Consider the following 14,048-nt stretch of genomic DNA (forward strand, 5'->3'; position numbering starts at 1 on the left):
CCAAGCGAAGCGCCGTTCACGGTTTCGCATGCAGCAACAAGAAGCCCCGCTCGAAGCGGGGCTTTTTGCATTGCGGCGGTGGCGAGTCGCGAGGTCAGCCGCGCGGCTTGCCGAGCAGCGGTTTCAACGCCGTCCAGACGTTGTCGAGCAGGATGCCCTGCGCCTGCTGCGCGGGATGCATCTGGTCCGGCTGGAACATCTCGGGCTTGTTCTCGATGCCGGCCAGCAGGAACGGCACGAGCGGTACGCCGAGTTCCTTCGACAGGCGCGTATAGACCGCATGGAACTTCTGCGTGTAGTCGGGGCCGTAGTTGGGCGGCACGTACATGCCGACCAGCACGACCTTCGCGCGCGCCTGCCGCGCATCGGCGATGATGTCGCGCAGGTTCTGCTCGGTCGTCGCGAGCGGCACGCCGCGCAGCGCATCGTTCGAGCCGAGCTCGACGACCACGATCGACGGCTTGAGCCGTTGCAGCACCGCGGGCAGCCGTGCGCGGCCGCCGCTCGTGGTGTCGCCGCTGACGCTTGCATTCGCGACGCTATAATCGATTCGCTCGGTCGCGAGCCGTTGCCGCAGCAGCGCAACCCAGCCGGTGTCGCGCGGCAGCCCGTATTCGGCCGACAGGCTGTCGCCGAGCACGACGAGCGCGGGCTGGCCCGAGGTCGGGGCCGCCGCCGTCGCGGCGCGTGCGGGCATGCTTGTTGCGGCCAGGGTTCCCAGCAGTGCGGCGAGTGCCGCGCGCCTTTTCCAGCGGAATGTCGTGTCCATGTTCAAGATTACCGATCCGATCATCGAAGTCCATGACGTGTGCAAGCGGGTTGCCGATGCAACGGGCGAGCTGACGATCCTCGACGGCATCACGCTCGCCGTGCGGCCCGGCAGCAGCCTCGCGATCGTCGGCGCATCGGGGTCGGGCAAATCGACGCTGCTCGGCCTGCTTGCCGGGTTGGACAGCGCGACGAGCGGCACGGTTCGCCTGCTTGGCCGCGCGCTCGACCAGCTTGACGAGGACGAGCGTGCCGCGCTGCGCAACGGCGCGGTCGGGTTCGTGTTCCAGTCGTTCCAGTTGATGCCGCACCTGACGGCGCTCGAGAACGTGATGCTGCCGCTCGAACTGCAGGGCGGCATCAGTGCGCGCGACGCGGCCGATCGTGCCCGCGCGCTGCTCGTGCAGGTCGGTCTCGGCGAGCGTACCGCGCATTATCCGAAACTGCTGTCGGGCGGCGAGCAGCAGCGCGTCGCGCTCGCGCGCGCGTTCGTCACGCATCCGGCGATCCTGTTCGCCGACGAACCGACCGGCAGCCTCGATGCGGCCACGGGCCACGCGGTCATCGACCTGATGTTCGAGCTGAATCGCACGCACGGTGCGACGCTCGTGCTCGTCACGCACGATCCCGAGCTCGCGCGGCGCTGCGCGACGATGGTCACCATCGACGCCGGACGCATCGTCGCACCGCACGCGGCATAGCGCGGGACCGGATTTTTGCCGGCCGCGCCAGGTACCAGGTGGATCGCGCGGTGCGGCCGGCATGCGTTCGACGCCGTCGCGTCAGCGCTTGAGTGCTGCCCGCGCGCGCTCGATCAGCGCGGTCGTCGACGAATCGTGCTTCGCGGGATCGACCGACTCGGCCGACAGGTCCGCTTCGACGACCTTGCCGAGAATCTTGCCGAGCTCCACGCCCCACTGGTCGAACGGATTGATGTCCCACACCGTCGCCTGCACCAGCACCTTGTGCTCGTAGAGCGCGATCAGCGCGCCGAGCGTGCGCGGCGTCAGCGCGTCCACCAGCAGCGTCGTCGTCGGGCGGTTGCCGGGGAACGTCAGGTGCGGCGCGAGCGCTTCCTTGCCGGGGCCGGCGACCTGGCGCGCCTCGTCGAGCGTGCGGCCGAGCATCAGTGCTTCACTTTGCGCGAAGCAGTTCGCGAGCAGCTTCGGATGATGGCTCGCGAGCGGATGCTCGGGCGTCAGCACCGCGATGAAGTCGATCGGCACGATCGTCGGGCCCTGGTGCAGCATCTGGAAAAACGCGTGCTGGCCGTTGGTGCCCGGCTCGCCCCACGTGACGGCCGACGTCGGGTAATCGACGAACGTGCCGTCGAGACGCGCGGACTTGCCGTTGCTTTCCATCTCGAGCTGCTGGAGATACGACGGCAGGTAGTGCAGCGCTTCCGAATACGGCGCGACGAGGTAGCTCTGCGAGCCGAAGAAGTTGCGATACCAGATGCCGATCAGGCCGAGCAGCACCGGCAGGTTGCGCTCGAGCGGCGCTTCACGGAAATGGCGATCCATGTCGTTCGCGCCGGCGAGCAGTTCGTCGAACTGCTCGGGCCCGACCGCGATCATGATCGACAGGCCGACCGCCGACCACAGCGAATAGCGGCCACCGACCCAGTCCCACATTTCGAACACGTTGTCCGCGGCGATGCCGAACTTCACGACTTCGGCCGGGTTCGCCGACACGCCGACGAAGTGCTTCGCGAGCGCGTCCTCGGGGCAGCCGCGCGCGACGAACCAGTCGCGCAGCGAGCGTGCGTTCGTCATCGTCTCGAGCGTCGTGAAGGTCTTCGACACGATGATCGCGAGCGTTTCTTCCGGGTCGACCTGTTCGAGCACGCGCGCGAGATCGGCGCCGTCGACGTTCGACACGAAGTGCGTCGAGATGTCGGGCGTCGCGACATGGTGCAGCGCGTGCACGACCATCTTCGGCCCGAGATCCGAGCCGCCGATGCCGATGTTGATCACGTGGCGGATGCGCTTGCCGGTATAGCCGGTCCACGCGCCGCTGCGCACGGCGCGCGCGAAGGTCGCCATCTTCGCGCGCTCGGCGTTGACCTGCGCATGGAACGGCGCGTGCGGGTCCGTCGCGCGCAGCGCGGTGTGCAATGCGGCGCGGCCTTCGGTCGGATTGACGATCTCGCCGGCGAACATCGCGTCGCGGCGCGCTTCGACGCCCGCTTCGCGGGCCAGCTGCACGAGCAGGCGCAGCGTGTCGTCGTTGATGCGGTTCTTCGAGAAGTCGGCCGCAAGGCCGCCGCCCGGGACCGTGAAGCGTTCGGCGCGGGTGGGCGCGCGGTCGTTTTCCGGCGCGAACCAGTCGCGCAGCCGTGCATGGCGGATTTGTTCGAAGTGGGATTGAAGGGCAGTCCAGGCGGGGAGCGAATTCAGCGTCATGGCGGTTCGAGTGAAGCGTGAATCGGGAGGAATGCCGCGCCGGCGCCTCGGGATCGGAAGGCCGGCGGACGAGCGGGCCCGCCGTGCGGCGGGGGCACTCAGTATAGCGGCGTTACATGTCGGCGCGCGGCGACGGGTAAAAAAGGCGATTGATCAGCGTGCGCACCATCGGCGCGAGTTCGCCCGCGGTGAGGCCGGCCGGCCCGGTGCCGTGCGCGGTCAGCGTATCGGCCGCGAGGCCATGCAGGTAGACGCCCGCGAGTGCGGCTTCGTACGGCGCGACGCGTTGCGCGAGCAACGCGCCGATCAGGCCGCCGAGCACGTCGCCGGTGCCGCCGGTGGCGAGCGCCGCATTGCCGGTCGGGTTGATCGTCAGGCGGCCGTCGGGCGCGGCGATCACCGTGCCCGAACCCTTCAGTACGACGACGCTCGCGTAACGCGTGGCGAGCGCCTGGGCCGCGGCCAGTCGATCGTGCTGCACCGACGCCGTGTCGCTGCCGAGCAGCCGCGCTGCCTCGAGCGGATGCGGTGTCAGCACGCACGCATTGCCGCGTGTGCCGCGGGCGGCCACGGCGGCCGCGAGGTCGGCGTGCGTCGCGACGAGGTTCAGCGCGTCGGCGTCGAGCAGCGTCACGGCATCGTGCGCGAGCACGTCGCGCACGAGGGTGGCTGCGGCCTCGCGCGTGCCGAGGCCGCAGCCTGCCGCGATCGCGGACATCGCGTCGAGGTCGAGGCCGTCCGCGGGATGCAGCATCAGTTCGGGAAACGGCGGGTCGTACGGCGGCGCGCCGGCGCCGAGAAAACCGACATGCACCTTGCCGGCGCCCGCGAACAGCGCGGCGCGCGCGGCGAGGATCGGCGCGCCGCACATGCCCGTGTCGCCGCCGAGCACCGCGAGGCTGCCGAACGTGCCCTTGTGCGACGCGAACGCGCGGGCGGGCAATGCGGCGGCGAATCGTGCCGGTGCATTCAGCACGATGGCCGGCGCGGCGGGTGGGGCGACGTCGAGCGACGCGATGTCGATCTGGCCGGCGAGGTCGCGGCCGTCACCGGTGTAAAGGCCCGGTTTCGCGCCGATGAAGGTGAGCGTGTGGGTCGCGGCGACCGCGACGCCCGCGCCGACGATCCGGCCCGTGTCGCTGTCCAGTCCGCTCGGCACGTCGAGCGCGAGCACGCGGCCGCCGCGTCGGGCATGCGCGGCGATGCGCGCGGCCTGGGTGGCGAACGGACCGTCGAGCGCGCGACCGAGGCCGATGCCGAACAGTCCGTCGACGACCCATGCGTAATCGTCGAGCGAGGCGGGTGGTTCGGTCGACAGCGGCACGCCGGCCGCGCGCGCGAGGCCGAGCGCCCATTGCGCATCGTCCGGCTTGACCGGCACGGGCATCCAGGCCTGCGTCGCGACACCGAGCTGCTGCAGCTGCGCGGCGGCCACCAGCGCGTCGCCGCCGTTGTTGCCGGGGCCGACCGCGAACCAGACCGGGCGATCGTCGCCGGCGACCCGTTCGGACAGCCAGCGCGCGGCGGCGGCGCCCGCGCGGCCCATCAGCGTGTGCGGCGGCAGTTCGGCGGTCGCGGCGGCCTCGGCCGCGCGCAGGTCGGCGACGCGCAGCAGCGCGAGCGGGACGGAATCGGGAAGCGGGCGGGTATTCGTCATCGCGGGGTCATGGCGGCGGGAGGAAGCGCCCCGGGACGGGCCCGCGGCGGTCAGGTCGTGAAGCGCGCGGCGCTGAGCGCGGCGAGCGTGTCGGCGGGCCACTGCTGCGTGTCGCCGGCCAGACAGTCTGTCACCACTTTAGCAGACCCGCACGCGAGGCCCCAACCGGCCGGGCCGTGACCGAAATTGACGAACACGCGCGGATGCGGGGTCGGACCGACGACCGGCAGGCCGTCCGGCGACAGCAGTTGCGTGCCTTGCCACGACAGCGCGGCGGAAATCTTCGCGGCGCCCGGCACCCAGTCGTGGACGGCCTGGCCGAGCAGCGCGAGGGCGGCTTCGGACAGCGGCTCGGGGAGCGGCTTCGCGGTGTCGGCGAGGCTTTGCAGCACGGCGCCGCCGCCGATGCGCAGCCGCTGGTGGGTGCGCGTGATCGAGATCCGCTTGATCGAATCGACGACGCTCAGGTGCGGCGCATGTTCTTCGTACGCGACCGGCGCGGTCAGCGTATGCGCGCGGACCGGGTGCAGCGGCAGCCGCCAGCCGAGCCGCTCCAGCAGCGGCAGGCTGCCGGCGCCGGCAGCGACCACGATCGCGTCGGCCGCCATCACGTCGACCTCGTGCGCCTTCTTCGCGTGCCGGCCGCCGGCCGGTGCGAGCTCGATCGCGGCGCGGCCGGTGTCGACGCGGATCGCCGCGACGTCCGCGCCGAAGCGGAACTGCACGCCGTGCTCGTCGAGCGTCTGCTTGACCAGTTTCGCGAACAGCGGGCAGTTTCCGGTGCGCTCGCTCTCGAGCAGCACGCCGCCGGCGAAGCCGGGCTCGGCCGGCACCGACGGCTCGAGCGCCGCGCATTCGTCGGCGGTGAGCACGCGGTACGGCTGGTCGAGCGCGCGCAGCAAGTCGAGCGCCGGCTGCAGCGCTTCCCAGTCGCGCGGGTCGCGCACGACGTGCAGGATCCCGGCTTTCTGCTCGAATTCGAGCTGGAAGCGCGCCTCGATGTCGGCGAGCGACTCGCGCGATGCGTCGATCAGCGGGCGCAGCCGTGCATACTGCGCGGTGAATGCATCGGGTTCGCGCAGCGCGGCGAGCTGCTTGACGAAGCGGCGCACGCCGCCGTTGAAGCCCGGCTTGTAGACGATGCCGGTGTCGCGCGGCTGGCGCTGGCGCATGAAGGTCGGGCCGAACCAGACGTCGAGCGGGCTCGGCAGCAGCGTGCCGCCGTCGCCGTAGGTCGCGCCCTGCGCGACGGTCGCGTGGCGTTCGACCACGCACACGCGATGGCCGGCCGCGCGCAGCTGGTAGGCGGTGGCGACGCCGCTGATTCCGCCGCCGATGACGATGACATCCATGGATTGCTTCGATGACGGGCGGCGCGCACGCCGCCCGGTGAGAATTCGCTGACGGGCCCCCGGCCCGGTGAACCGGGAATGATAGCGCCAAAATCGCGCGAACCGGTGCCACGCAACCCCATCCGATTCCGCCGTCTTGCGGTCACAGGCCACCGCGGCCGCGCACGCCGGCCCGGCGGCCGGCCGGGCGCCGTGGATGCCGGTGCACCGTCGCGGTGCGTGACGGGTGCCGATCAGGGTGCCGATCAGCCGGTCTGGGATGACCGACTTCCGGGTATAATTACGGCCTTCGTGCGACACGCACGCTCGTGTCCGGGTAGTCCCAACGTAAGGGACATCGACTAGCGGTGTTAAGGAGGCGTCAGTACGAGCCTTACCAGCCGCGAACAGTGCAATGTGGGCCTCATGAAGCCCGGCAGTCTTTGCACTTCTTGTAACGAAGCGAACCCGGTTGGGTACTCCGGGTGTCGCCACAGGCGATGTTCGGTGTGCTGCATTCAGCCGGACATCGCATTGCATTGACCTGATTACCATCAGGCCCCGCCCAGTCAGCGGCTTCACCTCCGCCGATTGGGCGGGGTGGTGTTTGCAATTCCCCCAGACACTTGTGGCTTGGGGTTTCGAAGCTTGAGACGAGCGAAAGCTCGGTGTGTCATTGTTCAATCTCTCAGTGGTCGGGAGATAGTGAACCTGTTGTACGACCAGCAGTAGCCTAGGGAGACATGCGTCGCTGGTAACGGTGGGGTGTGAAGCTCTCCCGACAATGAAGCCCCCGGATGTATCGGGCGCGTGGAGATCGTGAGATCTCCACGTGGAGATTCGGAGCAGCAATCGGATCGAGGAGCTAGGCTGACTGGCAGGGTCAACGTAAGTGAACTGCTGATAAACCTCGTAATAATTGTGGTGCCAAAGCTGCTGTTAGGCATCGACCAAAAGGTGCGCGGTCGGATAACCCGCTGAAGGTTCGGGTTACGTCGTCATCGGACCGCCGGGGAAGAGGCAGGACCTAAACCAGTCGTGTGACACGCCGGGAACGTGGTAAGCCCGTACTGCTGCCAGCGCGTGAGCGCTGGCAGGCGAACCGTGAGGAACGCTGTTGGCCGTGCGGGTATGGGAGGACGGAAAAAGCGAATGCCGGGTTGTAATGGCTCGGATAGGGGTTGAGACATCACCCCACGCGAAAGTGGGCAGACTTCCGTCTGGTCTACCGTCGCAAGACGGCTGACTAACCCTCAAGCTGAATCAGTGAGTGCTGGTGGCTTCTTAGTCATCAGTGTTGTTCTTTTCCCTTGTGGGAGCAAAACGCTCCCGCAAGGGGCGTGTTGCTTTCCGCGAAGGGATTCACTTCTTTGAGCAGGAGAGCAGCATGAAAGTATCTGCCCGTAAGGGTGGGTCTGCGCTTTCCCATGCGCCGGACCATTGGCACGACGTCGATTGGCGTCGCGTGGAACGGAACGTGAGAGGGATGCAGATTCGAATTGCGAAGGCGACGCGGGAAGGTGACTGGCGCAGGGTGAAAGCCTTGCAAAGGATGCTGACCCGCACGTTGTCCGCGAAGTTGTATGCGGTACGACGTGTTACGCAAAACCAAGGTGCGCGAACGGCTGGAGTCGATCGCGAACTGTGGGATACGCCTGAGAGCCGATGGGAAGCTGTCGGCAAGTTGAAGCGGCGTGGATACAAGCCTCTGCCATTACGGAGAGTCTTTATCCCCAAGGCCAATGGAAAGTTACGCCCTCTGGGTATACCGACCATGCGAGACCGGGCGATGCAAGCCTTGTACTTGTTGGCTTTGGAGCCCGTGTCTGAATCGACGAGCGACCCGAACTCATATGGGTTTCGGATCAATCGCTCGACGGCTGATGCGATGTCGCAGTTGTTTGTCTCCTTGGCACAGAAGGCTTCGGCCGAATGGGTCTTGGAGGCAGACATCAAAGGCTGCTTTGACTACATCAATCACGACTGGCTGGTGAACCATGTCCCAATGGACAAGGGAATTCTCCGGAAGTGGTTGAAGGCTGGCCTGATTTACAAGGGGCAGCTACAGGCGACTGAGGCCGGTACGCCGCAGGGAGGCATCATTTCCCCGACGTTGGCCAATGTGACGCTGAATGGGTTGGAGCGAGAACTCGCGGGGCATCTGAACGCCACGTTTGGGATCGTCCGGGCCAAGAGGCTGAAGGTGAGAGTGGTGCGGTACGCAGACGACTTCGTGATCACCGGCACTTCGCAAGAGGTGCTAGAGAGCGATGTCAAACCTTGGGTAGAAGCCTTCCTCGCACAACGAGGACTGCAACTCTCCGAGGAAAAGACGCGGATCGTCCATATCAACGACGGCTTCGATTTCCTGGGGTGGAATTTCCGGAAGTACGCGGGAACGCTACTCATCAAACCGAGCAAGAAGAACGTACAGACGTTCTATCGCAAGGTTGAGGAAACAATCAGCGGTAACAAGGCGGCAAAGCAGGAGAGCATGATCCTTCTGCTGAACCCGATGCTACGAGGATGGGCGCAGTATCACAGCCCCGTAGTTGCCAAGCAGGCGTACACCCGCATGGAGCATCTAGTGATTAAGAGGCTCTGGCGGTGGTCGAAACGGCGGCATCCGAACAAAGGTAAAGACTGGGTGAAGAGGAAGTACTTTCACACGGTTGGAAACCGCAATTGGGTGTTCGCTGCGCCCACAGTGCGCGAAGACGGCAGTAAGGGTCTTCTGGAGATGTACCAACTTAGCGGTACGGAAATCAGGAGACACAAGAAGGTGAGGGGGGACTTCAATCCCTTCGATCCCATGATGGAGCAGTACAGCGAAGAGTTGCGGCAGGAGCGTATGTGGAACTCAATGCGCTACCGGAGGCAATGGGCCTCGCTGTATATGTCACAAAGCGGCTGCTGTGCGCATTGTGGCTGCGCCCTGACGGACGAGACAGGCTGGCACGACCATCATCTGGAATATCGGATGCATGGCGGATCGGACTCTCTCTCCAACCGGGTTTTGCTTCATCCGGACTGTCATCGGCAGGTGCACGCCGGTAAAATTGCAGTAACTAAGCCGGTCTGGCCGTAGGCCAGATTTTGCTCTTGTAGGCTTGAGCCGTATGCGGGGAAACTCGCACGTACGGTTCTTAGGGGGCCCTTCTTCCGCAAGGAAGGGGGGCTACCCTACCTTTCGCCCCACGTCGCCACCTCGCGCGACTCATCGACGTCAGTCCAGCCCATGGCTCACTTCTCGTGTTTTCCCGGCGCTTCGGCCCTCTCCGATTTCCGTCAAACCCGTCTGCTCGACACGCTCAGGCAAATCGACGCCAACATCGTCGCGGTACGCGGCCAGTTCCTGCACTTCGTCAATGCGGCCGAGCCGCTGTCGGCCGACGACAGCGCCCGCATCGACGCGCTGATGCACTACGGCGCGCCGTTCGAGCCGGCGGCCGAGAAGGGCACGACCGAGACCTTCGTCGTGCTGCCGCGCTTCGGCACCGTTTCGCCGTGGGCGAGCAAGGCGACCGACATCGCGCAGCACTGCGGCCTCACGCAGGTGCGCCGCATCGAGCGCGGCGTCGAATTCACGGTCACGCTGAAGTCGGGCCTGCTCGGCGGCAAGAAGGCGCTGTCCGACGACGCGCGCGCCGCGGTGGCAGCCGCGCTGCATGACCGGATGACCGAAAGCGTGGTTGCCGCGCGCGACGACGCGAAGCATCTGTTCGACGAGCTGCCGGCCAAGCCGCTCGCGACCGTCGACGTGCTGGGCGTCGGCCGCGCCGCGCTCGAGCGCGCGAACGTCGAGCTGGGCCTCGCGCTCGCCGACGACGAGATCGACTACCTGGTCGATGCGTTCCGCAAGCTCGAACGCAACCCGACCGACGTCGAGCTGATGATGTTCGCGCAGGCGAACAGCGAGCACTGCCGCCACAAGATCTTCAACGCGAACTGGACGATCGACGGCGAAGCGCAGGACATGTCGCTGTTCGCGATGATCCGCAACACCGAGAAGCTGAGTCCGCAAGGCACGATCGTCGCGTATTCGGACAACTCGTCGATCATGGTCGGCGCCGAAGCCGAGCGCTGGTTCCCGCGCAACGCAGGCGCGGCCGGCGAGCCGGGCGAGCGCTACGGGCGCCACACCGAGCTCACGCACACGCTGATGAAGGTCGAGACGCACAACCACCCGACGGCGATCTCGCCGTTCCCGGGCGCGGCGACCGGCGCGGGCGGCGAGATCCGCGACGAAGGCGCGACGGGCCGCGGTGCGCGTCCGAAGGCCGGCCTCACGGGCTTCACGGTGTCGAACCTCGACCTGCCGGACGCACGCCAGTCGTGGGAGAACGCACGCGACGCGGCGCAGCCGGTCGCCGAGCGCAACCCGAACGAGCAGCACGGCCCGTATGGCCGTCCGGACCGCATCGCGTCGCCGCTGCAGATCATGATCGACGGCCCGCTCGGCGGCGCCGCGTTCAACAACGAATTCGGCCGCCCGAACCTCGGCGGCTATTTCCGCGTGTACGAGCAGAACGTCGGCGGGAAGGTGCACGGCTATCACAAGCCGATCATGATCGCGGGCGGCCTCGGCAACATCGCGGATCAGCACACGCACAAGCACGACGTGCCGGCCGGCTCGCTGCTGATCCAGATCGGCGGCCCCGGCATGCGGATCGGCATGGGCGGCGGCGCGGCGAGCTCGATGGCGACCGGCGCGAACACGGCCGAACTCGACTTCGACTCGGTGCAGCGCGGCAATCCGGAAATCGAGCGGCGCGCGCAGGAAGTGATCAACGGCTGCTGGCAGCTCGGCGCGGAAAACCCGATCCTGAGCATCCACGACGTCGGCGCGGGCGGCCTGTCGAACGCGTTCCCCGAGATCGTCGACGGCGCGGGCAAGGGCGCACGCTTCGAACTGCGCAAGGTCGCGCTCGAGGAATCGGGCCTGTCGCCGCGCGAAATCTGGTCGAACGAGGCGCAGGAGCGCTACGTGCTGGCGATCGCGCCGGCCGACCTGCCGCGCTTCGAGGCGATCTGCGCACGCGAGCGCTGCCCGTTCGCGGTGGTCGGTATCGCGACCGACGAACGCCAGCTGAAGCTCGTCGACGACGAAGCGACGGGCGTCGAGGAATACCCGGTCGACATGCCGATGGAAGTGCTGCTCGGCAAGCCGCCGCGCATGCACCGCGACGTCACGCGTGTCGCGACCGAGCGCGCGCCGGTCGACGTGACGGGCGTCGCGCTGTCGGAAATCGCGGTCGACGTGCTGAAGCACCCGACGGTCGGCAGCAAGTCGTTCCTGATCACGATCGGCGACCGTTCGGTCGGCGGCACGTCGGTGCGCGACCAGATGGTCGGCCCGTGGCAGGTGCCGGTGGCCGACTGCGCGGTGACCGCGCTCGACTACGCGGGCTTCAAGGGCGAGGCGATGACGATGGCCGAGCGCACGCCGCTCGCGGTGATCGACGCGCCGGCCTCGGGCCGCATGGCGGTCGGCGAGGCGATCACGAACATCGCGAGCGCGCCGATCGCGTCGCTCGACAAGCTGAAGCTGTCGGCGAACTGGATGGCCGCGTGCGGCACGGCCGGCGAGGACGCCGCGCTGTTCGACACGGTCAAGGCGATCGGCATGGAGCTGTGCCCGGCGCTCGGGATCGGCATCCCGGTCGGCAAGGACTCGTTGTCGATGAAGACCAAGTGGGACGAGCAGGGCGTCGCGAAGGAAGTCGTGTCGCCGGTGTCGCTGATCATCTCCGCGTTCGCGCCGGTCGAAGACGTGCGCCGTCACCTGACACCGCAACTGCGCCGCATCGCCGACGCAGGCGACAGCGTGCTGATCGCGATCGATCTCGGCCGCGGCAAGAACCGCATGGGCGGCAGCATCTTCGCGCAGGTCACGCAGCAGGTCGGTGACACGACGCCGGACGTGGACGATCCGGAAGACCTGAAGCGCTTCTTCAACGCGATCCAGTCGCTCAACGCGCAAGGCAAGCTGCTCGCGTACCACGACCGCTCGGACGGCGGCCTGTGGGCGACGGTGTGCGAAATGGCGTTCGCGGGTCACGCGGGCGTGTCGCTGAACGTCGACATGCTGACCCTCGACCCGAATCACGAATCCGACTACGGCGACGCGAAGGACTGGGCGAAGCAGACGAGCGGCCGTCGCGAGGATCGCACGCTGCGCGCGCTGTTCTCGGAAGAACTCGGTGCCGTCGTGCAGGTGCGCGCGGCCGATCGCGACGCGGTGCTCGGCGCGCTGCGCGAGTTCGGCCTGTCGGCGTGCTCGCACGTGATCGGCACGGTCAACGATCGCGACGTGATCGAGGTGTACCGCGACGCGAAGAAGGTGTTCGACGCGCCGCGCGCGGAACTCCATCGCGCATGGGGTGAAGTGAGCTGGCGCATCGCGCGCCTGCGCGACAACCCCGCCTGCGCGGACGCCGAATACGACGCGCTGCTCGATGCGGCGGACCCGGGCATCTCGCCGGTGCTCACGTTCGATCCGGCCGACGACATCGCAGCACCCTTCATCGCGACGGGCGCGCGCCCGCGCGTCGCGATCCTGCGCGAGCAGGGCGTGAACTCGCACCTCGAAACGGCATACGCATTCGACCGTGCGGGCTTCGACGCGCACGACGTGCACATGAGCGACCTGCTGGCCGGCCGCGCGACGCTCGCCGATTTCGCGGGCGCGGTGGCATGCGGCGGCTTCTCGTACGGCGACGTGCTGGGCGCGGGCGAAGGCTGGGCGAAGACGATCCGCTTCAACGCGAATCTCGCCGACATGTTCTCGGCTTTCTTCGCGCGCCCCGACACGTTCGCGCTCGGCATCTGCAACGGCTGCCAGATGCTGTCGAGCCTCGCATCGATGATCCCGGGCGCCGAAGCGTGGCCGAAGTTCACGCGCAACAAGTCCGAGCAGTTCGAGGCGCGCTTCTCGTTCGTCGAAGTGGAGAAGTCGCCGTCGATCTTCTTCGCGGGGATGGAAGGCTCGCGGATTCCGGTGGCGGTCGCGCACGGCGAAGGCTATGCGGACTTCTCGCAGCAAGGCGACATCGATCGCGTCGCGGTCGCGATGCGCTACGTCGACCACCGCGGCGAAGCGACCGAGCGTTATCCGTTCAACCCGAACGGGTCGCCGGCCGGCATCACGTCGGTCACGACGGCCGACGGCCGCTTCTCGGTGCTGATGCCGCACATGGAGCGCGTGCACCGCACGGTCACGATGAGCTGGCATCCGGAAGGCTGGGGCGAGGCGAGCCCGTGGATGCGCGTGTTCCGCAACGCACGCCGCTGGATCGGCTGATGTTCGATCCGCACGCGCCGGTCGAGATCGTCACGCTGCGCGATGAGCGCGCGAGCGACGTCGAGGAGATCGGTCGCGTGATCGTGGCCGCGTTCGCGGACGCGCCGCAGCACGGCGCGTTCGAGCGGCGGATCGTCGACGCGTTGCGCGCGGATGGCGCGCTCGGCGTGTCGCTCGTCGCGGAGCGCGACGAGCGTGTGATCGGTCATGTCGCGTTCTCGCCGATCTCGATCGGCGGCGAGCCGGCAGGCAGCCAGCAGTGGTACGGGCTCGCGCCGCTCGCGGTACTGCCCGAATGCCGGCGCCAGAGCATCGGCGCGGGGCTCGTGCGTGCGGGGCTCGACGCGTTGCGCCGGCTCGGCGCGCGCGGCTGCGTCGTGCTCGGTGATCCCGGGTACTACGCGCGTTTCGGTTTCGTGCCGTCCGGCGATCTCGTGTTCGTGGATGCGCCGCCCGAGCATTTCCTCGCATTGGCGTTCGACGACACCGCGCCGCGGCCATCGGGCGACGTCCGCTATCACGACGTGTTCCATCCGGTGTAACGGTTCGGTGCGCTGGCCGTGTGCGATCTCGCCGGACTCGAC

Annotated in this window: 8 protein-coding genes; 4 read left to right on the forward strand and 4 right to left on the reverse strand. The window is 67.6% G+C overall.

Annotated elements, in window-relative coordinates:
• Positions 1-94: 94 nt before the first annotated feature.
• A complete protein-coding gene (locus tag DID99_RS07595; RefSeq protein ID WP_124666445.1) occupies positions 95-769 on the reverse strand; it encodes an arylesterase in 675 nt (224 codons plus the stop codon).
• Here DID99_RS07595 and DID99_RS07600 point away from each other — a divergent pair.
• Positions 768-1,469, forward strand: coding sequence for an ABC transporter ATP-binding protein (locus DID99_RS07600; protein ID WP_044843672.1), 702 nt, complete (start codon positions 768-770; stop codon positions 1,467-1,469). The two genes, DID99_RS07595 and DID99_RS07600, sit on opposite strands and share 2 nt — an antisense overlap.
• Positions 1,470-1,550: 81 nt before the next feature.
• On the opposite strand, the gene pgi is transcribed toward DID99_RS07600, so the two are convergent.
• The 3 genes from pgi to DID99_RS07615 all read right to left on the reverse strand — a co-directional run bounded on the left by pgi (position 1,551) and on the right by DID99_RS07615 (position 6,182).
• Positions 1,551-3,173 carry a glucose-6-phosphate isomerase gene (gene pgi, locus DID99_RS07605; protein ID WP_124520066.1) on the reverse strand — a complete coding sequence of 541 codons (1,623 nt, stop codon included), beginning with the start codon at positions 3,171-3,173 and terminating at the stop codon, positions 1,551-1,553.
• 112 nt (positions 3,174-3,285) lie between these two features.
• Positions 3,286-4,830, reverse strand: coding sequence for an NAD(P)H-hydrate dehydratase (locus tag DID99_RS07610; protein ID WP_124666446.1), 1,545 nt, complete (start codon positions 4,828-4,830; stop codon positions 3,286-3,288).
• 50 nt (positions 4,831-4,880) lie between these two features.
• Positions 4,881-6,182: an FAD-dependent oxidoreductase gene (locus DID99_RS07615; RefSeq protein ID WP_044843669.1), complete on the reverse strand. Its 1,302-nt coding sequence runs from the start codon at positions 6,180-6,182 to the stop codon at positions 4,881-4,883.
• Positions 6,183-7,548: 1,366 nt separating this feature from the next.
• Here DID99_RS07615 and ltrA point away from each other — a divergent pair.
• From ltrA to DID99_RS07630, 3 genes are all read left to right on the forward strand, one after another.
• Positions 7,549-9,249: a group II intron reverse transcriptase/maturase gene (gene ltrA / locus DID99_RS07620; RefSeq protein WP_124666447.1), complete on the forward strand. Its 1,701-nt coding sequence runs from the start codon at positions 7,549-7,551 to the stop codon at positions 9,247-9,249.
• Between the two features lie 150 nt (positions 9,250-9,399).
• The gene (purL, locus tag DID99_RS07625) at positions 9,400-13,464 is read left to right on the forward strand and encodes a phosphoribosylformylglycinamidine synthase (protein WP_124520072.1); all 4,065 of its coding nucleotides are present in this window, start codon (positions 9,400-9,402) and stop codon (positions 13,462-13,464) included.
• Positions 13,464-14,006 carry a GNAT family N-acetyltransferase gene (locus DID99_RS07630; protein ID WP_124666448.1) on the forward strand — a complete coding sequence of 181 codons (543 nt, stop codon included), beginning with the start codon at positions 13,464-13,466 and terminating at the stop codon, positions 14,004-14,006. Before purL ends, DID99_RS07630 begins: the two co-directional genes overlap by 1 nt.
• Positions 14,007-14,048: the final 42 nt, after the last annotated feature.

It is taken from the genome of Burkholderia sp. Bp8986 (assembly GCF_003854225.1).
Taxonomy (GTDB): domain Bacteria; phylum Pseudomonadota; class Gammaproteobacteria; order Burkholderiales; family Burkholderiaceae; genus Burkholderia.